Source organism: Paraburkholderia sp. UCT70 (genome assembly GCF_050434085.1).
Lineage (GTDB): Bacteria > Pseudomonadota > Gammaproteobacteria > Burkholderiales > Burkholderiaceae > Paraburkholderia > Paraburkholderia tuberum.
The window spans coordinates 2,645,916-2,668,046 of the sequence record NZ_JBNPVZ010000004.1; the positions used below are offsets into that span (position 1 = coordinate 2,645,916).

24 protein-coding genes and 1 other RNA gene are annotated in these 22,131 nt (G+C 64.9%); 12 read left to right on the plus strand and 13 right to left on the minus strand.

Translation table 11 applies throughout. The annotated features are described in order from the left end of the window. The first annotated feature begins 178 nt into the window (after positions 1–178). The 5 genes from OKW41_RS37865 (at position 179) to purH (ending at position 5,991) form a co-directional block, all read left to right on the plus strand. On the plus strand, positions 179–1,597 hold the full coding sequence (locus OKW41_RS37865) for an aminopeptidase P N-terminal domain-containing protein (RefSeq protein WP_429451671.1): 1,419 nt from the start codon (positions 179–181) through the stop codon (positions 1,595–1,597). A 6-nt stretch (positions 1,598–1,603) separates the two neighbouring features. Then, complete coding sequence (locus tag OKW41_RS37870; protein WP_429575703.1) at positions 1,604–2,875, plus strand: UbiH/UbiF/VisC/COQ6 family ubiquinone biosynthesis hydroxylase; 1,272 nt, start codon at positions 1,604–1,606, stop codon at positions 2,873–2,875. Positions 2,876–3,063: 188 nt separating this feature from the next. Next, positions 3,064–4,140, plus strand: a complete 1,077-nt coding sequence (gene dusB, locus OKW41_RS37875) for a tRNA dihydrouridine synthase DusB (RefSeq protein ID WP_429575704.1) — start codon at positions 3,064–3,066, stop codon at positions 4,138–4,140. Continuing rightward, positions 4,137–4,370: a Fis family transcriptional regulator gene (locus OKW41_RS37880; protein WP_008919619.1), complete on the plus strand. Its 234-nt coding sequence runs from the start codon at positions 4,137–4,139 to the stop codon at positions 4,368–4,370. The genes dusB and OKW41_RS37880 overlap by 4 nt, the downstream gene beginning before the upstream one ends. Positions 4,371–4,425: 55 nt before the next feature. After that, positions 4,426–5,991, plus strand: coding sequence for a bifunctional phosphoribosylaminoimidazolecarboxamide formyltransferase/IMP cyclohydrolase (purH, locus tag OKW41_RS37885; protein WP_429575705.1), 1,566 nt, complete (start codon positions 4,426–4,428; stop codon positions 5,989–5,991). Between the two features lie 75 nt (positions 5,992–6,066). On the opposite strand, the gene OKW41_RS37890 is transcribed toward purH, so the two are convergent. Continuing rightward, positions 6,067–6,306 carry a hypothetical protein gene (locus OKW41_RS37890; protein ID WP_018421774.1) on the minus strand — a complete coding sequence of 80 codons (240 nt, stop codon included), beginning with the start codon at positions 6,304–6,306 and terminating at the stop codon, positions 6,067–6,069. A 131-nt stretch (positions 6,307–6,437) separates the two neighbouring features. On the opposite strand from OKW41_RS37890, the gene ruvC reads away from it, so the two are divergent. From ruvC to OKW41_RS37910, 4 genes are all read left to right on the plus strand, one after another. Next, positions 6,438–6,980 (plus strand): crossover junction endodeoxyribonuclease RuvC, encoded by a 543-nt coding sequence (gene ruvC, locus OKW41_RS37895; RefSeq protein WP_184006515.1) that lies wholly within the window; start codon positions 6,438–6,440, stop codon positions 6,978–6,980. Between the two features lie 76 nt (positions 6,981–7,056). Next, a complete protein-coding gene (gene ruvA, locus OKW41_RS37900) occupies positions 7,057–7,638 on the plus strand; it encodes a Holliday junction branch migration protein RuvA (protein ID WP_429575706.1) in 582 nt (193 codons plus the stop codon). Positions 7,639–7,668: 30 nt separating this feature from the next. After that, the gene (ruvB, locus tag OKW41_RS37905; protein ID WP_184006516.1) at positions 7,669–8,730 is read left to right on the plus strand and encodes a Holliday junction branch migration DNA helicase RuvB; all 1,062 of its coding nucleotides are present in this window, start codon (positions 7,669–7,671) and stop codon (positions 8,728–8,730) included. Positions 8,731–8,753: 23 nt separating this feature from the next. After that, a complete protein-coding gene (locus OKW41_RS37910; protein ID WP_429575707.1) occupies positions 8,754–9,731 on the plus strand; it encodes an oxygenase MpaB family protein in 978 nt (325 codons plus the stop codon). Positions 9,732–9,767: 36 nt separating this feature from the next. Here OKW41_RS37910 and OKW41_RS37915 read toward each other — a convergent pair whose 3' ends face one another. From OKW41_RS37915 to tyrS, 3 genes are all read right to left on the minus strand, one after another. Next, positions 9,768–10,436, minus strand: a complete 669-nt coding sequence (locus OKW41_RS37915; protein WP_429575708.1) for a histidine phosphatase family protein — start codon at positions 10,434–10,436, stop codon at positions 9,768–9,770. A gap of 102 nt (positions 10,437–10,538) precedes the next feature. Beyond that, positions 10,539–10,997, minus strand: coding sequence for a D-aminoacyl-tRNA deacylase (dtd, locus tag OKW41_RS37920; protein ID WP_184022941.1), 459 nt, complete (start codon positions 10,995–10,997; stop codon positions 10,539–10,541). Then, positions 10,994–12,244 carry a tyrosine--tRNA ligase gene (gene tyrS / locus OKW41_RS37925; RefSeq protein ID WP_429575709.1) on the minus strand — a complete coding sequence of 417 codons (1,251 nt, stop codon included), beginning with the start codon at positions 12,242–12,244 and terminating at the stop codon, positions 10,994–10,996. The genes dtd and tyrS overlap by 4 nt, the downstream gene beginning before the upstream one ends. A gap of 179 nt (positions 12,245–12,423) precedes the next feature. Between tyrS and OKW41_RS37930 the strand changes: the two genes are divergently transcribed. Further along, a complete protein-coding gene (locus OKW41_RS37930; RefSeq protein WP_429454539.1) occupies positions 12,424–13,554 on the plus strand; it encodes an anhydro-N-acetylmuramic acid kinase in 1,131 nt (376 codons plus the stop codon). A gap of 121 nt (positions 13,555–13,675) precedes the next feature. Here the strand turns inward: OKW41_RS37930 and erpA are convergent, their stop codons facing one another. From erpA to rplM, 3 genes are all read right to left on the minus strand, one after another. Continuing rightward, positions 13,676–14,041 (minus strand): iron-sulfur cluster insertion protein ErpA, encoded by a 366-nt coding sequence (gene erpA / locus OKW41_RS37935; protein WP_013090506.1) that lies wholly within the window; start codon positions 14,039–14,041, stop codon positions 13,676–13,678. A 235-nt stretch (positions 14,042–14,276) separates the two neighbouring features. Beyond that, positions 14,277–14,669 (minus strand): 30S ribosomal protein S9, encoded by a 393-nt coding sequence (gene rpsI, locus OKW41_RS37940; protein WP_011489810.1) that lies wholly within the window; start codon positions 14,667–14,669, stop codon positions 14,277–14,279. A gap of 11 nt (positions 14,670–14,680) precedes the next feature. After that, positions 14,681–15,109 (minus strand): 50S ribosomal protein L13, encoded by a 429-nt coding sequence (rplM, locus tag OKW41_RS37945; RefSeq protein WP_013090508.1) that lies wholly within the window; start codon positions 15,107–15,109, stop codon positions 14,681–14,683. A 637-nt stretch (positions 15,110–15,746) separates the two neighbouring features. Between rplM and OKW41_RS37950 the strand changes: the two genes are divergently transcribed. After that, complete coding sequence (locus OKW41_RS37950) at positions 15,747–16,169, plus strand: OsmC family protein (RefSeq protein ID WP_026226035.1); 423 nt, start codon at positions 15,747–15,749, stop codon at positions 16,167–16,169. An 86-nt stretch (positions 16,170–16,255) separates the two neighbouring features. Here OKW41_RS37950 and rnpB read toward each other — a convergent pair. The 3 genes from rnpB to pyrC all read right to left on the minus strand — a co-directional run bounded on the left by rnpB (position 16,256) and on the right by pyrC (position 18,707). After that, positions 16,256–16,669: RNase P RNA component class A (gene rnpB, locus OKW41_RS37955), an RNA gene on the minus strand. Between the two features lie 35 nt (positions 16,670–16,704). Beyond that, positions 16,705–17,634: a DUF3025 domain-containing protein gene (locus tag OKW41_RS37960; protein ID WP_429575710.1), complete on the minus strand. Its 930-nt coding sequence runs from the start codon at positions 17,632–17,634 to the stop codon at positions 16,705–16,707. Positions 17,635–17,645: 11 nt separating this feature from the next. Continuing rightward, positions 17,646–18,707: a dihydroorotase gene (pyrC, locus tag OKW41_RS37965; RefSeq protein WP_429575711.1), complete on the minus strand. Its 1,062-nt coding sequence runs from the start codon at positions 18,705–18,707 to the stop codon at positions 17,646–17,648. Between the two features lie 163 nt (positions 18,708–18,870). Here pyrC and OKW41_RS37970 point away from each other — a divergent pair, with 163 nt between their 5' ends. Further along, on the plus strand, positions 18,871–19,830 hold the full coding sequence (locus tag OKW41_RS37970) for a class II glutamine amidotransferase (RefSeq protein ID WP_429575712.1): 960 nt from the start codon (positions 18,871–18,873) through the stop codon (positions 19,828–19,830). Positions 19,831–19,930: 100 nt separating this feature from the next. Here OKW41_RS37970 and OKW41_RS37975 read toward each other — a convergent pair whose 3' ends face one another. The 3 genes from OKW41_RS37975 to OKW41_RS37985 are packed head-to-tail and all read right to left on the minus strand — an operon-like array spanning position 19,931 to position 22,070. Beyond that, positions 19,931–20,656 carry an amino acid ABC transporter ATP-binding protein gene (locus OKW41_RS37975; RefSeq protein WP_176105077.1) on the minus strand — a complete coding sequence of 242 codons (726 nt, stop codon included), beginning with the start codon at positions 20,654–20,656 and terminating at the stop codon, positions 19,931–19,933. After that, a complete protein-coding gene (gene gltK / locus OKW41_RS37980; RefSeq protein ID WP_429575713.1) occupies positions 20,653–21,330 on the minus strand; it encodes a glutamate/aspartate ABC transporter permease GltK in 678 nt (225 codons plus the stop codon). The genes OKW41_RS37975 and gltK overlap by 4 nt, the downstream gene beginning before the upstream one ends. Then, positions 21,330–22,070 carry an amino acid ABC transporter permease gene (locus OKW41_RS37985; RefSeq protein WP_429451694.1) on the minus strand — a complete coding sequence of 247 codons (741 nt, stop codon included), beginning with the start codon at positions 22,068–22,070 and terminating at the stop codon, positions 21,330–21,332. The genes gltK and OKW41_RS37985 overlap by 1 nt, the downstream gene beginning before the upstream one ends. Positions 22,071–22,131 lie beyond the last annotated feature (61 nt).

A 22,131-nucleotide genomic window follows, 5' to 3' on the forward strand; every position in this document is an offset into this window, starting at 1 on the left:
ATAAGTGGTCTAAGGCTTCCGCGAGCGTGCTGGCGCGATCTTCGCGAACTGCCCGCCGAGCCGCTGTGGACGGATTGCAACATGACGGCGGCCGCCGCGCCGTCCGGAGCCGCACAAAGCGAGTCAATGTCGCGCGCGGAGAATGGGGCCAGGAGAATCGCGGCGCTACAATCGCACGATGAACCAGCCGACCGAACCCACCATCGCCATCGACGTCTACCGCACGCGCCGCGAGCGCGTTCTCGCCGCGCTGCGCGCCGCGGGCGGCGGCGTCGCCATCGTCCCGACCGCGCCGGAAGCGCTGCGCAACCGCGACACTGACTACCCGTACCGCCACGACAGCTACTTCTATTATCTGACCGGCTTCACCGAGCCCGAAGCGCTGCTGGTGCTCGATGCCAGCGCCGCGCCCGGCGCGCCCGCGTCGATGCTGTTCTGCCGCGAGAAAAGCGTCGAGCGCGAGACATGGGAAGGCTTCCGCTTCGGCCCCGACGGCGCGCGCGAAGCATTCGGGCTCGACGCCGCGTTCCCGACCGGCGAACTCGACACGCAGCTGCCGCGCATCATCGCCGACAAGCCGGCGCTGCACTACGCGTTCGGCACCTCGGCGCATTTCGACGAGCAGGTGCGCGGCTGGCTCGACGCGGTGCGCGCGCAAAGCCGCAGCGGCACCGTCGCGCCCACGGCCGCGCGCGACCTGCTGCCGTTGCTCGACGAGATGCGGCTCGTCAAGGACGACCACGAACTCGCGATCATGCGCCGCGCCGGACAGATTTCGGCGGCCGCGCATCGTCGCGCGATGGCGGTGTGCCGGCCCGGTATCCGCGAGTACGAACTCGAGGCCGAACTGCTCTACACGTTCCGCAAGTTTGGCGCGCAGGCGCCGGCCTATACGTCGATCGTCGCGGCTGGCGCGAACGCGTGCGTGCTGCACTACCCGGCCGGCAACGCGATCGCGCGCGACGGCGACCTGATCCTGATCGACGCGGCCTGCGAACTCGACGGCTACGCGTCCGACATCACGCGCACGTTTCCGGCGAGCGGGCGTTTCACGCCGGCGCAGCGCGAGCTGTACGACATCGTGCTGGCAGCGCAGCAGGCCGCCGTCGACGCGACGCGCGCCGGTGCGAGCTTCGACGATCCGCATCAGGCCGCGCTGCGCGTGCTGTCGCAGGGGCTGCTCGACACCGGCATCGTGCCGCGCGCGAAGTTCGCCTCGGTCGACGACGTGATCGCCGGGCGCGCCTACGTGCCGTTCTACATGCACCGCACCGGCCACTGGCTCGGCATGGACGTGCACGACTGCGGCGACTACCGCGAGCGCGGCGCGCCGCGCGACGAAGCGGGCGTGCTGCCGTGGCGCACGCTGCGCGCGTCGATGACGCTGACGATCGAGCCGGGCTTGTACGTCCGCCCGGCCGAGGGTGTGCCCGAACGCTACTGGAACATCGGCATCCGCATCGAGGACGACGCGATCATGACGCCGACCGGCTGTGAGCTGATCACGCGCGACGTGCCGGTCGCCGCCGACGAGATCGAGGCGCTGATGCAGGAAGCACGAGCCCTCCATCAAGCGTCGCATCAACAGAGGACCTGATCCGCGATGAACGACGCATCTCCCTCGGCGGTGATCCTGAGGCCCGCCTCCCACCAGCAGGGGTTCGATTTCGACGTGACGATCGTCGGCGCCGGGCCGGTCGGCCTCGCGCTCGCCGGCTGGCTCGCGCGCCGCAGCGTGACGCGCGAGCTGAAGATCGCGCTCGTCGACGCGCGCGAGCCGGAAGACTCGATCGCCGATCCGCGCGCGATCGCGGTCTCGCACGGCAGCCGGATGATCCTCGAGCCGCTGCGCTGGCCCGCCGACGCCACCGCGATCGAGCGCATCCACGTGTCGCAACGCGGTCATTTCGGTCGCACGCTGATCGATCATCGCGAGCACGGCCTGCCCGCGCTCGGCTACGTTCTGCGCTATGGCTCGATCGTGCATGGCCTCGCCGACGCCGTGCATGCGACGCAGGTCCACTGGTTCCGCTCGACCTCGGCCGGCGCGCCGGTTCAGGTGCTCGACGGCGTCACGCTGCCGATCGAAACCGCGGGCGTCGCGCGCCAGTTGCGCACGCGGATTCTGGTCAACGCCGAGGGCGGCCTGTTCGGCGACCAGAAGCACGCGAAAAATCCGAGCCGCGCCACGGACGAATACGCCGGCGCACGCAACATCGGTAAAAACAACGCCGGCTCGCGCGACTACGGGCAGACCGCGCTGGTCGGCACGGTCACCGTGTCCGCGCCGCAGCCGCACGTCGCATGGGAGCGCTTCACGTCGCAAGGTCCGATCGCGCTACTGCCGATGGGTGGCGTGCGTGGTGCCGACTACGCGCTCGTCTGGTGCTGCGCGCCCGACGAAGCCGCGCGCCGCGCGCAGCTCTCCGACGAAGCGTTCCTGCGCGAGCTCGACGCCGCGTTCGGCGGCCGCATGGGCCGCTTTACGCACATCAAGGGTCGCGCGTCGTTCCCGCTCGGTCTCAACACGGTCGACACGCTGGTGAACGGCCACATCGTCGCGATCGGCAATGCGGCGCAGACGTTGCATCCGGTAGCCGGCCAGGGCCTCAATCTGGGCTTGCGCGATGCGCACGCGCTCGTCGACGCGCTGTCGGCCGAAGGCCCGACCCCGCTCGCGCTCGCCACCTTCGCGCAACGCCGCGCGCTCGACCGGCGCCTGACGATCGGCTCGACCGACACGCTCGCGCGCCTCTTTACCGTCGACTTCGCGCCGCTCGCGGTACTGCGCGGCCTCGCTCTGACCGCACTCGAATTCGTGCCGCCGATCAAAACCGCGCTCGCCCGGCAGATGATGTTCGGCCAGCGCCGTTAAGCGCGAGAAATCGCTGCGCGGTTCTATGAGCCGGGCGACTTTCATAGAAGATTTAACCGGTTACGAGACTCGGTTCGCGAGTCCCGGCAACCCGTTAACGCTAAAATAACGGTTTTCCCTCGCATTTCGCGCTGCGCCGGCTGTCACGATTGTCAAATCCTGGCCCGTCGTCGGCGCACGCTCACGCCATGCCCACTCTCGGCCCCCACAATCTGCGTAACAACCTGTTTGTCGCCCCGATGGCCGGCGTGACCGACCGACCGTTCCGCCAGCTGTGCAAACGGCTCGGCGCGGGCTATGCGGTGTCGGAAATGGTCGCGTCGAACGCGCAGCTGTGGAAGAGCGAAAAGACCATGCGCCGCGCGAACCACGAAGGCGAGGTCGAGCCGATCGCGGTGCAGATCGCCGGCGCGGACCCGGAGATGATGGCCGAAGCCGCCCGCTACAACGTCGCGAACGGCGCGCAGATCATCGACATCAACATGGGCTGCCCCGCCAAGAAGGTCTGCAACGTCGCGGCCGGCTCGGCGCTGCTGCAAAACGAACCGCTCGTGCAGCGCATCGTCGAGGCCGTCGTGAACGCGGTCGGCGTCGGGCCCGACGCGGTGCCCGTCACGCTGAAAATCCGCACCGGCTGGAATCGCGAGAACAAAAACGCGCTGAACGTCGCGCGTCTCGCGCAAGCAGCGGGCATTTCGATGCTGACCGTGCACGGCCGCACGCGCGCGGACCTGTACCACGGCGACGCCGAGTACGAAACCATCGCCGCGGTAAAGGCGGCGGTGCGCATTCCGGTCGTCGCGAACGGCGACATCGCGTCGCCGCAAAAAGCGCGCGAGGTGCTCGCCGCGACCGGCGCGGACGCGATCATGATCGGGCGCGCCGCGCAGGGGCGTCCGTGGCTGTTCCGCGAGATCGAGCATTTCCTGCAAACGGGCGAGTTGCTGCCGCCGCCGCGCATCGACGAAATCCAGCAGGTGATGAACGAACATCTCGAAGATCACTACGCTTTTTACGGGGAATTTACCGGTGTCCGCACTGCGCGCAAGCACATCGGCTGGTACACTCGCGGCCTTTCCGGCGCCAACCTGTTCCGGCATCGCATGAATACGCTGGACACCACGCGCGAACAACTCCTCGCCGTCAACGAGTTCTTTGACGCGCAAAAGGCGATCTCAGACCGCCTCGTCTACGTCGACGAAGCGCCCGGCAACCCCGGGCTCGACAGCGAGAGCGAGGACAACTCCGACCGACTAGCAGCATGAGCAAGAACAACATCGAACAATCTGTCCGCGACAGCCTAGACGTGTATTTCCAGGATCTCGACGGCTCCAATCCGCACGACGTCTACGACATGGTCATTTCATGCGTGGAAAAACCCTTGCTCGAAGTGGTGCTCGAGCAGGCCGGCGGCAACCAGTCGCTGGCCGCCGAGTATCTCGGCATCAACCGCAATACGCTGCGCAAGAAGCTGCAACAACACGGTTTGCTGTAGCGCGTCGTAGTTTCTCGCGCCCTGCCACGTTTCCCTTCGGCTTTTCGTCTTCATCATGATCAAGCAAGCGCTCATCTCCGTTTCCGACAAGTCCGGCATCGTCGACTTCGCCAAATCGCTGTCGGACCTCGGCATCAAGATCCTGTCGACCGGCGGCACCGCGAAACTGCTCGCGGACGCGGGCCTGTCCGTCACCGAAGTCGCCGACTACACGGGTTTCCCGGAAATGCTCGACGGGCGCGTGAAAACGCTGCATCCGAAGGTGCACGGCGGCATCCTCGCGCGCCGCGACCTGCCCGAGCACATGGCCGCGCTCGAGAAGCACGAGATTCCGACCATCGACCTGCTGGTCGTGAACCTGTACCCGTTCGTGCAGATCGTGTCGAAGGAAGAATGCTCGCTCGAGGACGCGATCGAGAACATCGACATCGGCGGCCCGACGATGCTGCGCTCGGCCGCGAAGAATCACCGCGACGTGACGGTGGTGGTCGATCCGGCCGACTACGCGGTCGTGCTCGACGAAATGCGCTCGAACGGCAACACGGTATCGTACAAGACGAACTTCCGCCTCGCGACCAAGGTGTACGCGCACACCGCGCAATACGACGGCGCGATCACGAACTACCTGACGAGCCTGACCGACGAGTTGCAGCATTCGTCGCGCAACGAGTACCCGGCCAACTTCAACATAGCGTTCGACAAGGTACAGGACCTGCGCTACGGCGAAAACCCGCATCAGAGCGCGGCGTTCTACCGCGACCTGGCGGTGCCGGCCGGCGCGCTCGCGAATTACAACCAGTTGCAGGGCAAGGAACTGTCGTACAACAACATCGCCGACTCCGACGCGGCGTGGGAATGCGTGAAGACCTTCGACGTGCCGGCCTGCGTAATCGTCAAACACGCGAATCCGTGCGGCGTCGCGGTCGGCGCGGACGCTCACGAAGCGTATTCGAAGGCATTCCAGACCGATCCGACCTCGGCGTTCGGCGGCATCATCGCGTTCAACCGTGAAGTCGACGAAGCGACCGCGCAAGCGGTGGCGAAGCAGTTCGTCGAAGTGCTGATCGCGCCGTCGTTCAGCGCCGAAGCGCGTCAGGTGTTCGCGGCGAAGCAGAACGTGCGTCTGCTCGAAATCACGCTGGGCGAAGACCGTAACACGTTCGATCTGAAGCGCGTCGGCGGCGGCCTGCTCGTGCAGTCGCTCGACTCGAAGAACGTGCAGCCGCGCGAGTTGCGCGTCGTCACGAAGCGTCATCCGACGCCGAAGGAAATGGACGACCTGCTGTTCGCATGGCGAGTCGCGAAGTACGTGAAGTCGAACGCGATCGTGTTCTGCGCGAACGGTATGACGCTCGGCGTCGGCGCGGGCCAGATGAGCCGCGTGGACTCGGCGCGCATCGCGAGCATCAAGGCGCAGAACGCCGGTCTGAAGCTGGCCGGTTCGGCGGTCGCATCGGACGCGTTCTTCCCGTTCCGCGACGGTCTCGACGTGGTCGTCGCGGCAGGCGCGACCTGCGTGATCCAGCCGGGCGGCTCGGTGCGCGACGAGGAAGTGGTCAGCGCCGCCGACGAGCACAACATCGCGATGGTGCTGACTGGCGTGCGTCACTTCCGTCATTGATCGGCTGAAGTTCGGTAGCCGCAAGACAGGCCCGGCGGGTTGTCCCGCCGGGCCTTTTGTTTCGCGGCGACGCGTTCAATCGTCCGGCTCTTTGCGCGCGTAACCGTCCCGCACCTGCGCATGCTGGCTGATGTACGTGCCCAAACCCCGGCCCCGCCGCGCGAGACGCTTCAGCACCGCGACATGTTCGGCGCCGACACTCGCCTCTGTGTACCAATACACGACGCCCGGCCGAAAGCGCACCTTGATGAAATCGTCGCCGATTTCGTAAGCGTCGACACCCGAGTCGCCGCTGAGATTGCGGTAGCGCTCCATTCTCGATCGCCCTCCCTGCGCAAAGCCTTCAGCAGCTTTTATTCCGCCAGGCATTCTGCCAGCGGACCGCCGCGCGCCGCGTTCGATGTAGTATCGCAGGCACCTGGTTTTTATCGCTTGTGCGGCACCTCATGAGAATTCTCGGCATCGACCCCGGCCTGCGCGTGACCGGCTTCGGCGTAATCGAACAACACGGCCACACACTGAGCTACGTCGCGAGCGGCGTGATCCGCACCGCCGACGCCGATCTGCCGTCGCGGCTCGGCACCATCTTCGCGGGCATCTCGACGCTGATCCGCGAGCACGCGCCGGATCAGGCGGCCATCGAAAAAGTCTTCGTCAACGTCAATCCGCAGTCGACGCTGCTGCTCGGCCAGGCGCGCGGCGCCGCGATCTGCGGGCTCGTCGCGGGCGGCGTGCCGGTTGCCGAATACACCGCGCTGCAGTTGAAGCAGTCGGTGGTCGGCTATGGCCGCGCGACCAAGGAGCAAATGCAGCAGATGGTCGTGCGGCTGCTGAGCCTGTCAGGCGTGCCCGGCACCGACGCCGCCGACGCGCTCGGCATGGCCATCTGCCACGCGCACGGCGGCTCGACGCTGAGCACGCTCGGCGGCATCGCACCGGCGCTCGCGAAGAAGGGGTTGCGAGTGCGGCGCGGGCGTCTGGTCGGCTAGCGCAACTATGCCCCGCGCCGCCGATCCGCTGCGCTACACTCGCGCTTTCCCATCCGACTCTGAAAACTAATCCGCCATGATCGGTCGCATTGCCGGCGTTCTGCTGGAAAAAAACCCGCCGCATCTGCTCGTCGACTGCAACGGCGTCGGCTACGAAGTGGACGTGCCGATGAGCACCTTCTACAACCTGCCGTCGACCGGCGAACGGATCGTGCTGCTCACGCAGATGATCGTGCGCGAGGACGCGCATCTGCTGTACGGCTTCGGCACCGCGCAGGAACGCTCGACGTTCCGCGAGCTGCTGAAGATTTCCGGCATCGGCGCGCGCATGGCGCTCGCGGTGCTGTCGGGCATGAGCGTCTCAGAGCTCGCGCAGACCGTCACGATGCAGGACGCCGCGCGCCTCACGCGCGTACCGGGCATCGGCAAGAAGACCGCCGAGCGGCTGCTGCTCGAACTGAAGGGCAAGCTCGGCGCCGACCTCGGCGCGATGGCGGGCGCCGCGTCGCCATCCGACCACGCGTCCGACATCCTCAATGCGCTGCTCGCGCTCGGCTACTCGGAAAAAGAAGCGCTCGCGGCAATCAAAAACGTGCCGGCCGGTACGGGCGTGTCCGAGGGCATCAAGCTCGCGTTGAAGGCGCTGTCGAAGGGCTAAGCTCCAAGCCGCGCGCGGTACAATGACCGCATGATCGAAACCGACAAACTCGCCGCCGAGCGCATCATCGCGGCCACGCCCGTGTCGCCGAACGAAGAAGCGTTCGAGCGCGCGCTGCGCCCGCGTCAGCTCGACGAATATGTCGGGCAGGAGAAAGTGCGCGGCCAACTCGAAATCTTCATCGAGGCCGCGAAGCGCCGTTCCGAATCGCTGGACCACGTGCTGCTCTTCGGGCCGCCGGGCCTCGGCAAGACCACGCTCGCGCACATCATCGCGCGCGAGATGGGCGTCAATCTGCGGCAAACGTCGGGGCCGGTGCTCGAACGCGCCGGCGACCTCGCCGCGCTGCTGACCAATCTCGAAGCCAACGACGTGCTGTTCATCGACGAAATCCACCGGCTCTCGCCGGTCGTCGAGGAAATCCTGTATCCAGCGCTCGAGGATTATCAGATCGACATCATGATCGGCGAAGGGCCGGCCGCGCGCAGCGTGAAGCTCGATCTGCAGCCGTTCACGCTGGTCGGCGCGACCACGCGCGCGGGTATGCTGACCAATCCGCTGCGCGACCGCTTCGGCATCGTCGCGCGACTCGAGTTCTATAACGCCGAGGAGCTCGCGCGCATCGTCACGCGTTCGGCCGCGCTGCTCGGCGCGCAGATCCATCCGGACGGCGCGTTCGAAATCGCCCGTCGCGCGCGCGGCACGCCGCGTATCGCGAACCGCCTGCTGCGGCGCGTGCGCGACTTCGCCGAAGTGAAGGCCGACGGCAACATCACCGCGCAGGTGGCCGACGCCGCGCTCAGCATGCTCGACGTCGACGCGGTCGGCTTCGACCTGATGGACCGCAAGCTGCTCGAAGCGATCCTGTACAAGTTCGACGGCGGCCCGGTTGGTGTCGACAATCTCGCGGCGGCAATCGGCGAGGAGCGCGACACGATCGAAGACGTGCTCGAGCCGTATCTGATCCAGCAGGGCTTCCTGCAGCGCACGCCGCGCGGCCGCATCGCCACGCTGCTCACGTACCGGCATTTCGGACTGGCCGCGCCGGATTCGGCGAGCGCGCGGCCGGGTCTGTGGGATTCCACGAACTGAGTCACGCGACGAGGCCGACCAGGATGTCAGACCAGACCCAGCAACCCGGCCCTTCCAACCGTTCACCTGTCAATCCCGCCGGCGACCCGTCCGGCAATTTCACGCAGCGCCTCACCCACCGCCTGCGCTCGAAGCTCGCCGCCGGCGTCACGCATCTGACGACCGGCAGCGGACCGGTGCTCGACTACTCGTCGCCGCCGGGCGACCCCGGTCTGTTCGGGCCGGACTCCGTCTGCTGGAAGGTCCACGCCGACTTCGCGTCGATGATGACCGGCGGCATCAGCGCGCTGCTACTTCAGGCGCTGCATCCGCTCGCGCTTGCGGGCGTCTGGGATCACTCGAGCTTTCGCACCGACATCCTGGGCCGGCTGCGTCGCACGGCGACGTTCATCGCCGGCACGACGTACGGCAGCAAGAGCGATGCGCTCGCGCTGATCGAGCGCGTGAAGCGCATTCATCTCGACGTGACCGGCGTCGCACCGGACGGCCAGTCGTATCGCGCGAGCGAGCCCGCGCTGCTGACGTGGGTGCACGTCGCGGAAGTGTCGAGCTTCATGACCGCGCACCTGCGCTATGTGAATCCGGTGCTGTCCGTCGCGGCGCAGGATCAATACTTCGCGGAAACCGCGCGCATCGCGGAAATGCTCGGCGCCGTCGATATTCCGCGCTCGCGCGCCGAGATCGAGGCGTACCTGCTCGCGATGCGGCCCGCGCTCGTCGCGAGCGAGCGCACGCGCGAAGTCGTGAGGATTCTGATGAACGCGCCGGCACCGAGCTTCGCGATGCGGCCCGCTGGCACGCTAATGCTCAACGCGGGGGTCGATCTGTTGCCCGACTGGGCGCAGACGATGCTCGGCTTGAATCGCCACGCGGCGCTGCGTCGAACCTTCGCGCGGCCTGGCGTGCGGGTCGTCGCGCCGGTGATCCGCTGGGCGCTGGTCAATGGAGCATCGAAGCGGGCTCGGCGGCGCGCGGCGGCGGCGGTGCGGGAGCGGGATTGATTGCGCCACGCGTCTCGGGCCATTTCCCGCCTTTGCTTACCGCCCCGGTCCCTTCCTGAAACCATCATCGTCGGCGCTGCCCGCGTCGAGATGCGCTACGTCCGCCCACGACACGATCGTTGCGCGACCGTCCCCGTAATCCACGACGTTCAGGCTGGTGTTCAGCAGCGGGTAGTCGCGCGGTGCGTCGAGCCGCATGCCGGTTGCAAAGCGGCGCACGCAGTCGAGCACGCCGCCATGCGTGACACAGGCGATGCGCCCGCCCGGATGCGCGGCGACGAGCGGCTCGATCGCATGCACGATGCGGTGGTAGAACACGCGGTGCGACTCGCCCTCGGGCGGCGCGAAGCCGGGATCGCGGGTTTGCCACTGCGCGTATTCGTCGGGGAAACGCAGCGCGATCTCGTCGCTGTCATGGCCCTGGAACGCGCCGTACGAGCGCTCGCGCAAGTTCTGGCGCGACTGCAGCGGCAGGCCGAGCGCCTCGCCGATCGGTTGCGCGGTCTGCTGCGCGCGCTGCAAGTCGCTCGAATAGATCGCGTCGAGCCGCGCGCCCTGCTTCGCGTCGTCGGCGAGGCGCTGCGCGAGACGTCGCGCCTGCGCGACGCCGGTCGTCGCGAGCGGAATGTCGATGTGGCCTTGAATGCGCTTGATGCGATTCCAGTCGGTCTCGCCGTGCCGGATAAACAGGATCTGCGTCGTCATGAGAGAGAGGTGCCGTTCGCGGTTGTGTCGAGCGACTATTGTCGCAAAAAGCAGCGGCACGGCTCGCGTGCGGCGACGGCGCGCTCGAACGTTTGCGTTCTTTTACGCGTTGGTCTGCAACCAGAACGTGACCGGCCCGTCGTTGACGAGCGACACCTGCATATCCGCGCCGAACTCGCCAGTCTCGACGATCGGATGCTTCGCGCGCGCGGCCGCGACGAAGTAGTCGAACAGGCGCTTGCCCTCGTCGGGCGGCGCGGCCGGCGTGAAGCTCGGGCGCAGGCCGCTGTTGGTATCGGCCGCGAGCGTGAACTGCGACACGAGCAGCAGCCCGCCCGCGCGTCCGGCGCCGTCGAGATTCTGCACCGACAGGTTCATCTTGCCGGCCGCGTCGCTGAACACGCGGTAACCGAGCACCTTGGCGAGCAGCTTGTCGGCCGTGGCCTCGGTGTCGCCGCGCTCCGCGCAGACGAGCGCGAGCAGGCCTGCGTCGATCGCGCCGGTCACACGATCGGCGACGCGCACTTCGGCGCGCCGCACGCGTTGGATCAGCGCGATCACGCCGTCAGCGTCACGCGTGCGAAGCGGCGCTTGCCGACCTGCACGACGTACTCGCCCGCTTCGACCTTCAGGCCCTTGTCGGACACCGCGGTGCCGTCGATCTTCACGCCGCCTTGCTCGATATTGCGCAGCGCCTCGCTCGTCGACGGTACGAGGTTCGCCTGCTTCAGCAACTGGCCGATCGCGAGCGGTGCGCCCGCGAGCGTCACGGCCGGGATATCGTCGGGCACGCCGCCCTTCGCGCGATGATTGAAGTCCTCCAGCGCGCGTTCGGCGTCCGCCTGCGAGTGGAAACGCGCGACGATTTCCTGGCCGAGCATCACCTTGAAATCGCGCGGATTACGGCCCGCGCCGGCCTCGCGCTTGAAGCGGGCGATTTCGTCCATCGGACGGAACGACAGCAGTTCGAAGTACCGCCACATCAGCGTGTCGGAGATGCTCATCAGCTTGCCGAACATGTCGGTCGGCTTTTCGCTGATGCCGATGTAGTTGTTCTTCGACTTCGACATCTTCTCGACGCCGTCGAGCCCTTCGAGCAGCGGCATCGTCAGGATGCACTGCTGCTCCTGGCCGTACTGCTTCTGCAACTCGCGACCAACCAGCAGGTTGAACTTCTGATCCGTACCGCCGAGCTCCAGGTCCGCGTTCAGCGCAACCGAGTCGTAGCCCTGCATCAGCGGGTACAGGAATTCGTGGATCGAGATCGGCACGCCGCCCTGGAAGCGCTTCGTGAAGTCCTCGCGCTCGAGAATGCGTGCGACCGTGTAGCGCGACGCAAGCTTGATCATGCCGTCGGCGCCTAGCGGCATCGACCATTCGCTGTTGTAGCGAATCTCGGTCTTGTCGCGATCAAGCACGAGCGCGGCTTGCTCGAAATAGGTCTTCGCGTTCGATTCGATCTGCTCGCGCGTAAGCGGCGGGCGGGTCGCGTTGCGCCCGGACGGATCGCCGATCAGCGACGTGAAGTCGCCGATCAGGAAAATCACCGTGTGGCCGAGGTCCTGCAACTGGCGCATCTTGTTCAGCACGACCGTGTGGCCGATGTGGATGTCGGGTGCAGTCGGATCGAGCCCGAGCTTGATGCGCAGCGGCTTGGCCGACGCCGCGCTGCGCGCGAGCTTTTGCGCGAATTCGTCTTCGATCAGCAGTTCGTCGACGCCGCGCTTGGTCACGGCGAGCGCGTGACGGACTTCGTCGGTGATCGGGAAGGCGGAAGCGGGATTGGGCTGGGTGGACTCGGTGCTCATGCTGGAAACGTGAAGTCGCGAAAAAACAGGATTGTCCCATAGATGCGCGCCGCCGCGCCCACTCACGCGCCCCGCACGGCCCCGCGACGGGCCAATTCGTTGCGGCTCGCGTCACCTTCGCCGTTTGCGCCGATAATCTGCTACAACGAATCGGAATGAACATCGACAGGAGCAGCGACGTGGCGCAAGATTCCGCAGACGGCATCTATTTCGGACTGATGTCGGGAACCAGCATGGACGGTGTGGACGGCGTGGCCGTCCGGTTTGCCAAAGGGAAGCCGCCCGAGGTGCTGGCCGAGGCGTTCGTCGGCTTTTCGGCCGGCATCCGCGAAGCGCTGTTCGCGTTGCAACAGCCGGGGGACAACGAGATCGAGCGCGAGGCGCTCGCCGCCAACGCGCTCGCGACGCGCTACACGGTGTGCTGCCACGATCTGCTGCGCGACAGCCGCGTATCGGCCGATGACGTCCGTGCGATCGGCGTGCATGGGCAGACCGTGCGGCATCGGCCGGAAAAGGGGTATACGCGACAGATCAACAACCCGGCGCTGCTCGCGGAAATGCTGCATATCGACGTGGTCGCCGATTTCCGCAGCCGCGACGTCGCGGCAGGTGGCCAGGGCGCGCCGCTCGTGCCCGCTTTTCACGCGACGATCTTCGGTGCGAAGGACGAAACGCGCGTCGTCTGCAATCTTGGCGGAATCAGCAACATCACGATCCTGAACGCGACCGGCGGCGTGCGCGGCTTCGACTGCGGGCCGGCGAACGCGCTGCTCGACGCGTGGGCCGAGCGCCAGCTCGGCAAGCCATTCGACGAAAACGGTCATTTCGCGGCGAGTGGCCAGGTCGATCGCAAGCTGCTGAACGCGTTGCTCGACGAACCATTCTTCGCAGAGCAGCCGCCCAAGAGCACCGGCCGCGATCTATTCAACACCGCATGGCTCGATGCGAAGCTCGAGCCGTTCTCCGCGCTCGCACCAGCCGACGTACAGGCGACGCTCGTCGCGCTGACCGCGGTGACGGTCGCGCGCGAGATCGAGCGGCATGCATCCGATGCGCGGGCCGTGTACGTGTGCGGCGGCGGCGCGCGCAATCCGGAGATCATGAAGGCGTTGCAGCAGGCGCTCGAAGACAGCGGCGTAAGCGGTGTGCCCGTGATGACGACCGACGCGCTCGGCGTGCCGCCGAGCCAGGTCGAGCCGCTCGCGTTCGCGTGGCTCGCAATGCGCTGCATCGCGCGTCTGCCGGGCAGTCTGCCAAGCGTGACCGGGGCATCCGCGGAGCGGGTGTTGGGGGCTATTTATCCGCGCTGAGAAGGGATGAGCTGAAAACAAACACCTTTTGTTGCCGCACGCGGATTCTGCGGCACGAAGGCAATGAAAAACGGGGCCTCTCGGCCCCGTTTCTTCGCTCTGGCTTGACGAGCCTATGCGCTCAGACCGAGAACGACGAACCGCAACCGCACGTCGTGGTCGCGTTCGGGTTCTTGATAACGAACTGCGCGCCGTTGATGTCGTCCTTGTAGTCGATTTCGGCGCCGACCAGGTACTGGTAGCTCATCGAGTCGATCAGCAGCTGGACGCCGCTCTTGTTCATCACGGTGTCGTCTTCGTTGATCGCTTCATCAAACGTGAAGCCGTATTGGAAGCCCGAGCAGCCGCCGCCCTGCACGAACACGCGCAGCTTGAGCTCCGGGTTGCCTTCCTCATCGATCAGTTGCTTGACCTTGTCAGCCGCTGCGTCGGTGAAGACGAAGGGGGCCGGCATCTCGGTCACGGGGGTGTCGGTGACTGCGTTCATTTCGAACTCTCCAAAAAGCTTTAGCCGATATTGTAGGGCTGTTCCGGATATCGTGCTGAAGTCCACAAAATCAATGCGCTCTTGCTGCAAGGTCGATGCGAGGCGATCCGTTGGCACTTGAGCGAACGGGGCCGGCGTGCGAACCCCGGCGAACCATAAAAAAAGCCACCTTCGCGCGTGGCGTTGGCGGCTTTTGCTGCAAACCGGCGCGAGGGCCGGTTCACGCCCGAAACGATTAACGCTTCGAGAACTGCTTGCGGCGACGTGCTTTGTGGAAGCCGACCTTCTTACGTTCGACTTCACGAGCGTCACGCGTGACGAAGCCAGCCTTCGACAGTTCCGGCTTCAGCGTTGCGTCATAGTCCATCAGCGCGCGGGTGATGCCGTGGCGAACCGCACCTGCTTGACCCGTTTCACCGCCGCCGGTCACGTTGACCTTGATGTCGAACGTGACACCGTGGTTCGTGAGCTCCAGCGGCTGACGCACGATCATCAGCGACGTTTCGCGCGAGAAGTAGTCGGCGATGGGCTTGCCGTTCACAACGATGTCGCCCTTGCCTGCCTTGATGAACACGCGAGCGACGGCGCTCTTGCGGCGGCCCGTGCCGTAATTCCAGTTACCGATCATGTGGGCTCCCCTTAGATCTCGAGCGCCTTCGGCTGTTGTGCCGAATGCGGATGCGTTGCGTCAGCGTAGACCTTCAGCTTCTTGATCATCGCGTAGCCGAGCGGACCCTTCGGCAGCATGCCCTTGACCGCTTTTTCGAGCGCACGGCCCGGGAAGCGTTCCTGCATCTTGCCGAACGTCGTTTCATAGATACCGCCCGGGTAGCCCGAGTGACGGTAGTACTTCTTGTCGGTAACCTTGTTGCCCGTGACCTTCAGCTTGCCGGCGTTGATGACGATGATGAAATCACCGGTGTCGACGTGGGGAGTGAATTCAGGCTTGTGCTTGCCGCGAAGACGGTGTGCCACTTCGCTGGCGACACGCCCGAGAACCTTATCCGTCGCGTCAATCACGTACCATTCGCGCGTCACCTCATGGGCTTTTGCGGAAAACGTCTTCATGATCGATCCAAAAAAATTGCTGCGCCCAATGTGTTCTTTCCTGCTTGTAGTGTGCGCATCGAGGCGCGTGCAGGCTCTCCCTGGTTCTTCTTCCGCGGGCGCGGATGCGGAAAAGCCCTGAATTATAAAGGAATTTGTGCTGGCAAGTCAAAACGTGCGATGCGCTCGCCGCGAGCGCCAGGAAACGGGCCGAAACGCCTGACAAACGGGGCGAAAAAAAACCTGAACGAGCGGTTCAGGTTTAATCCACCAAAGGAGGAGGTGGAGGAGACAGCGGAGGTTGCAGAACTGCTGCAACGATGGAATAAATTATAAGAGTCACCCTTGTGCAACGCAAGAAGATTTGCATTGTGAAATTTGTTTTCATAATGCGACAGATTCGATGCAGGGAGGACATTTGACTAAAACTCCTTTTGGATCAAGCACTAAAGGCCAAAGAATTCGAATCGCATCAGACATGCCTTGGAACTAAGGCCCCTAAACTGCCCGAGGAATTCTGGAACCGCCCGCCCGTTCCGCATCGCAACAAGAAAGCAATCGCCGTGCATGGACGCGGGATGCGCTCAGCGTGCGCCAATCGTCAGACACCGGGCTACAATGCCGTCTCGATAAAGCGATGCGCGGTGGGAGTGACAGCATGGAATGCAAAGTAAGCTGGATGGGACAAGACGGGATGGCGTTCGCGGCCGAGACGGGCAGCGGTCATCTGGTCGCGATGGACGGCGCACCCGAGGGCGGCGGACGCAACCTCGCGCCGCGCCCGATGGAAATGGTGCTGCTCGGCACCGGCGGCTGCACCGCCTACGACGTCGTGATGATCCTGAAGAAGAGCCGCCAGGAGATCGCCGGCTGCTCGGTGACGCTGAAGGCCGAGCGCGCGAGCGAAGATCCGAAGGTGTTCACGAAGATCCACTTCCACTTCACGGTGACGGGCAAGAATCTGAACCCGGCGACCGTCGAGCGCGCGATCAACCTCTCGCACGACAAATACTGCTCGGCGTCGATCATGATCGCGAAGACCGCCGAGCTCACGCATTCGTTCGACATCGTCGCGCTCTGAGCGCGAAAGCGATGGCGGCCACGGCCGCCACCCCGCCCCAAATGAAAAAGCCGGCGTCTCAACGGACGCCGGCTTTCCTTATACAGCGGCAAAGCAGGCCGATAAGCCGGATTCTGTGCACGCGCCGCGCCCGAAGACGCGACCCGCGTGGCAGCCATTCCTCTAGGCGCGCCATTACTGACGCGCTCAAGCTTCCTACCCGCAGACGAGACGGGGGCCCCGTCCTGCATCGCGAAGATGCGCGCCTGCCTACTTGGAATTGCTCCGGGTGGAGGTTACCGTGCCGGTCTGCCTTGCGACAGCCGCGGTGCGCTCTTACCGCACCGTTTCACCCTTACCTGATCCCGGCTTGCGCCGGGCCATCGGCGGTTTGCTTTCTGTTGCCCTGTTCCGCGTGTCGCCACGGATGGCCGTTAGCCATCACCCTGCCCTGTGGAGTCCGGACTTTCCTCGCCCTCGTTGGCCGAAGCCGTCGAGGCCGCGACTGCCTGGCCTGCTTTGCTGGCGCGAATTTTAACACCGAACGCGGAAGCGCCTAGCGCTTGCGCCTCCCCGTGCGGAACACGGACGTGTCGTCGTAGAACGCCGGCGATTCGTTCTCGGGCCACCAGCCCGGAATGCCGAGCACCGGCAGCGGCGCGAACATGCGGCTCGTCAAAACGTCGGGGCCGAGCAGCGCCGCGCTGACGGCTTCATCGAGCCATGCGTCGCGCGCCGGGGTGTCCCATTCGAAATACTCGGCCGGAACGTCGACGATCCATGCATGGCCGGTGCAGCCCTTGAACGGCGCGATCAGCTTTTCGAGCAGCGCATGGCCGAAGCACCGCACTTCGCAGCGCCGCCCCCACGCATCGCGCCACGCGACAAACAGCGTCTGCCACTCGAAGCCGCGTAGCGCGGCGCTCAGCGAAGAATCGGCGCAAGCGAACAGCAGCGCGTTTTCGTCGAAGAGAGTCAGCATGTCGCGCACACCACCACGCGTCGGGCCGACGCCGAGCACGTCGAGTTCCGCCGACTGGCGCGCGTTCAGCGCCGCCTTGATGCGCGGAAACGCGAACCACATCGAACCGTTGAAGAAGTCGTGCAGATTGTGGCGCGTCGGCACGCAACCGGTCGACGCGATATGCCCCTCGTACGCGGCACCCGGTGGCAGGTCGTCCTGCGCGATGAACGCAAGAGGCTGGCCGCGGCCGGTGGTCTGTTGCATCTGGGCGGCGTCGGCGTTCATCGCGGCGAGAAGGTCCGCGTAGCCGGTCAGCGCGGCTTGCTGCCAACGCTGACCGCGTGTGGCGAATTGCGCGAACCACGGCTTCGACCAGTCGATTGCGGCGAAGCACGCTGGCAGAGGCTCGGGTGCCATGCCGCGCGCAGCTTTGTCCGCCGCGGCTTCATGCGCTACCGCGGAGCCCGCTTTCGCCGCCTTATCAATATTGGCAGCGCGCTGCCCCGCCTCACGCTCCCGCATCTACCGCAGCCTCAAACGAGACGCCAGCCAATCGACTCCCCGCCTCGCAGCGGCACGACCGGCGTATCGCCGGCCGGCAGCTCGGCCGGCAGCGTCCATTCCTCGCGACGCAGCGTGACCTTCTCCGTATTGCGCGGCAGACGGTAGAAGTCCGGACCATGGAAGCTCGCGAAGCCTTCGAGCTTGTCGAGCGCGCCGGCCTTGTCGAATGCTTCGGTATAGAGCTCGAGCGCGTGCAGCGCGGTGTAGCAGCCCGCGCAACCGCACGCGTGTTCCTTCATCCCCTTCGGATGCGGCGCGCTGTCGGTGCCGAGGAAGAAGCGCGGATCGCCCGAGGTCGCCGCCTCGACCAGCGCGACGCGATGCGTCTCGCGTTTGAGCACCGGCAGGCAGTAGTAATGCGGACGGATGCCGCCCTGGAAAATCGCGTTGCGGTTGTACAGCAGATGGTGCGCGGTGATCGTAGCGCCAAGCAGTTCCGGCGCGACGCCCGCTTCGCGGACGTAGTCGGCCGCGTCCTTCGTCGTGATGTGCTCGAACACGACCTTCAGCGCGGGAAATGCGCGGCGCAGCGGCATCATCACGCGATCGATGAAGACCTTTTCGCGATCGAACAGATCGATGTCCGAATCCGTCACCTCGCCATGCACGAGCAGCGGCATGCCGACTTCCTGCATCACTTCCAGCGTCTTCGCGCACTTCATCAGATCGGTGACGCCCGCGTCCGAGTTCGTCGTCGCGCCCGCCGGGTACAGCTTCACGCCGTGCACGAAGCCGCTCCCGCGCGCGCGGCGGATCTCGTCGGGCGGCGTGTTGTCGGTCAGGTACAGCGTCATCAGCGGCTCGAATTTCGCGCCCTCGGGAATCGCGGCGATGATGCGCTCGCGATACGCCTTCGCCATCGCGGTCGTCGTGACCGGCGGCTTCAGGTTCGGCATGATGATCGCGCGACCGAACTGGCGCGCGGTGTCAGGCAGCACGGCCGCGAGCATCGCGCCGTCGCGCACGTGCAGATGCCAGTCGTCCGGGCGGACCAGTGTGACGGAATCGGGGGAAACGTTGAAAGCAGTCATGGCAGGAATACGAGACTTCGCGCACCTCGCTGATCGACCGGTCAAACCGCGCTGTAGCGGCCCAAACACATGTCAATTTTGCTTTTTGGCGTCTCCGGCTCGGTGATATGCTTGGAAAATCATCATTGTAACGGCTCACTCCGTTCACAGGCTCACCTGCAACATGTGCCAACTTCTCGGAATGAACTGCGCCGCGCCGACGGACGTCACGTTTTCCTTTACCGGCTTTGCGGCGCGTGGCGGCGTCACCGATCACCACGCCGACGGCTGGGGCATCGCTTTCTTTGAAGACAAGGCGTGCCGCTTGTTCATCGATCATCAATCGTCGGCCACGTCGCCGATCGCCGAGATGGTCAAGCGCTACCCGATCAAATCGAAAAACACGATCGCGCACATCCGCAAGGCGACGCAAGGGCACATCCTGCTCGAAAACTGCCACCCGTTCATGCGCGAACTGTGGGGGCGTCACTGGATCTTCGCGCATAACGGCGACCTGCAGGCTTACGCGCCGGAACTGAACGGCGTGTATCAGCCGGTCGGCACGACCGACAGCGAACTCTCGTTCTGCGCGCTGCTGGAAGGTTTGCGTAAGGCTTTTCCGGGCGCGCAGCAGCCGCCGCTTCACGAGCTGTTCGTCGCGCTCGAGACGCTCACGCGTGAAATCACGCGGTACGGCGTGTTCAATTTCCTGATGTCTAACGGCCAGGCCCTGTTCGCGCATTGCTCGACGCATCTGCATTACGTCGTGCGTCGCTGGCCGTTTTCGACCGCGCATCTGGTCGACGCGGACGTGTCGATCGATTTCGCCAAATACACGACACCCGAAGACCGCGTCGCGGTGATCGCGACCAAACCGCTGACCGACAACGAAGTGTGGACCGCGTTCAAGCCCGGCGATCTGCTGATGTTCCAGCATGGCGACGTGATCGGCCGCGCCAATATCCCGGTGCCGCAGTCGGTGCTCGAAAAGTTGCGCAATCCGGCACTCGACGCATCGGCGTCGGCCACGGCGATCGCGGCGTCGAACGGCGCGCACGCGGTAGGCACGAGCGCAACCACGCTATCACCCGACAGCGAAACCGATCTCGAAGCCGCCGATGACACGGCAGCGTTCGAGTCGTAAGCCGCCGCGTCACCCTACGCCTGCGAAACAAAAAGCCGCTCCACGGAGCGGCTTTTTTTCGTCCCGCGCGAGCCCCGAAACGAGGCCTGCGCACCCACCCTCAGTGCAGAATCTTCGCGAGAAAATCCTTCGCGCGATCCGACTTCGGATTCGCGAAGAAGTCTTCCTTGCGGTCGTCTTCGACGATCAAACCCTTGTCCATGAAAATCACGCGATGCGCGACCTTCTTCGCGAAGCCCATTTCGTGCGTCACGCACATCATGGTCATGCCTTCCTGCGCGAGTTCGACCATCACGTCGAGCACTTCGTTGATCATCTCCGGATCGAGCGCCGAGGTCGGCTCGTCGAACAGCATCGCGATCGGGTCCATGGAGAGCGCACGCGCAATCGCAACGCGCTGCTGCTGACCACCGGACAGCTGCCCCGGATACTTGTCCGCATGTGCGCGCAGACCTACGCGATCGAGCAGCTTCAGGCCCTTCGCGGTCGCCTCGTCGTTCGAGCGGCCGAGCACCTTCACCTGCGCGAGCGTCAGGTTCTGCACGATCGACAGATGCGGAAACAGTTCGAAGTGCTGGAACACCATGCCGACCTTCGAGCGCAGCTTCGACAGATTGGTTTTCTTGTCGGTCAGTGACTGGCCGTTGATGACGATCTCGCCCTTCTGGAACGGCTCGAGTCCGTTGACGGTCTTGATCAGCGTGGACTTGCCCGAACCGGACGGCCCGCAGACCACGACCACTTCGCCCTTTTTGACTTCCGTCGTGCAGTCGGTCAGCACCTGGAAATGGCCGTACCACTTCGAAACATTCTTGATAGAGATCATCTTGCGACCTTTTTCTGAAGACCTTTGACGAGGCTCGACGCGATCACGCAGATCACGAAATAACACGCGCCCGCGAACAGTACCATCTCGACGTTCGTGCCGTCACGATCGCCAATATTCGTAGCCGTGCGGAAGAAGTCGGCGAGGCTGATCACGTAGACGAGCGACGTATCCTGAAACAGCACGATACCCTGCGTGAGCAGCAGCGGCACCATCGCGCGGAACGCCTGCGGCAGCACGATCAGGCGCATCGCCTGCCCATAGGTCATGCCGAGCGCAAACGACGCATTGACCTGACCACGCGGCACCGCCTGAATGCCGGCGCGGATGATCTCGGAATAATACGCGGCCTCGAATAGCGAGAACGCGACCATCGCCGAGGCGAGCCGGATGTCGATGTCGGCCGACAGACCGAGCACGCTTTGCAGCACCTGCGGCACGATCAGGAAGAACCACAGCAGCACCATCACGAGCGGGATCGAACGGAAGAGCGTCACGTAACCCTGCGCGAACCATCCGAGCGGCTTGATCGGCGACAGTCGAAACATCGCGAGAATGGTGCCCCAGATGATGCCGAATACGATCGCGATCAGCGTGATCTTGAACGTGATGATGGCGCCGGTCCATAGCGTAGGCAGCGCGCCCGGAATACCGCTCCAGTTGAAATGATGCATCACTTTCCTCCGATATAGCCGGGCAGCCGGGCCTTCACTTCGACCCAGCGCATCAGTTGCATCACGATCAGATTGATCAGCATGTATGCGACCGTAACCGCGATGAACGACTCGTAAGTTTGCGACGTGTAGTCGACGAGCTGGCGCGCCTGCGCGGACAGATCGAGCAGACCGATCGTCGAGGCAACCGCGGAGTTCTTGAAGATGTTCAGAAACTCGGAGGTGAGCGGCGGCACGATGATGCGGTACGCGACCGGCAGCAGCACGTAGCGATACGTCTGCCACTGCGTGAAGCCCACCGCCAGACCGGCCGCGCGCTGGCCGCTCGGCAACGCGTTGATGCCCGAGCGCACCTGCTCGCACACGCGCGCGGCGGTGAAGAGGCCCAGACACACGATCGACGACGAGAAGAACTGCGCGCCCGGCGGCAATTGCTTGAACCAGTTGCCGATCGACACGGGCAGCAGCTCCGGTATCACCAGATACCAGATGAAGAACTGCACGATCAGCGGAATGTTACGGAAAATCGCGACGTAGACGGTGCCGACACCCGACGCCCATTTGTTGGGCACCGTGCGCAGCACACCGAAGAGCGAACCGACGATCAGCGCGATCACCCATGCCGACAGCGACACGGTGACCGTCACCCACAGCCCCGAGAACAGCCAGCCCAAATAGGTGGTCGGCTCGCCCGTGGAGACGGGACTCAGCAGAATGCCCCAGTTCCAGTGATATGACATGACCAAGACTCCGGCAAAAAGAAACGGAAGAAGCGCGTGGCCCCTTCCGTTCCGTTCAGCG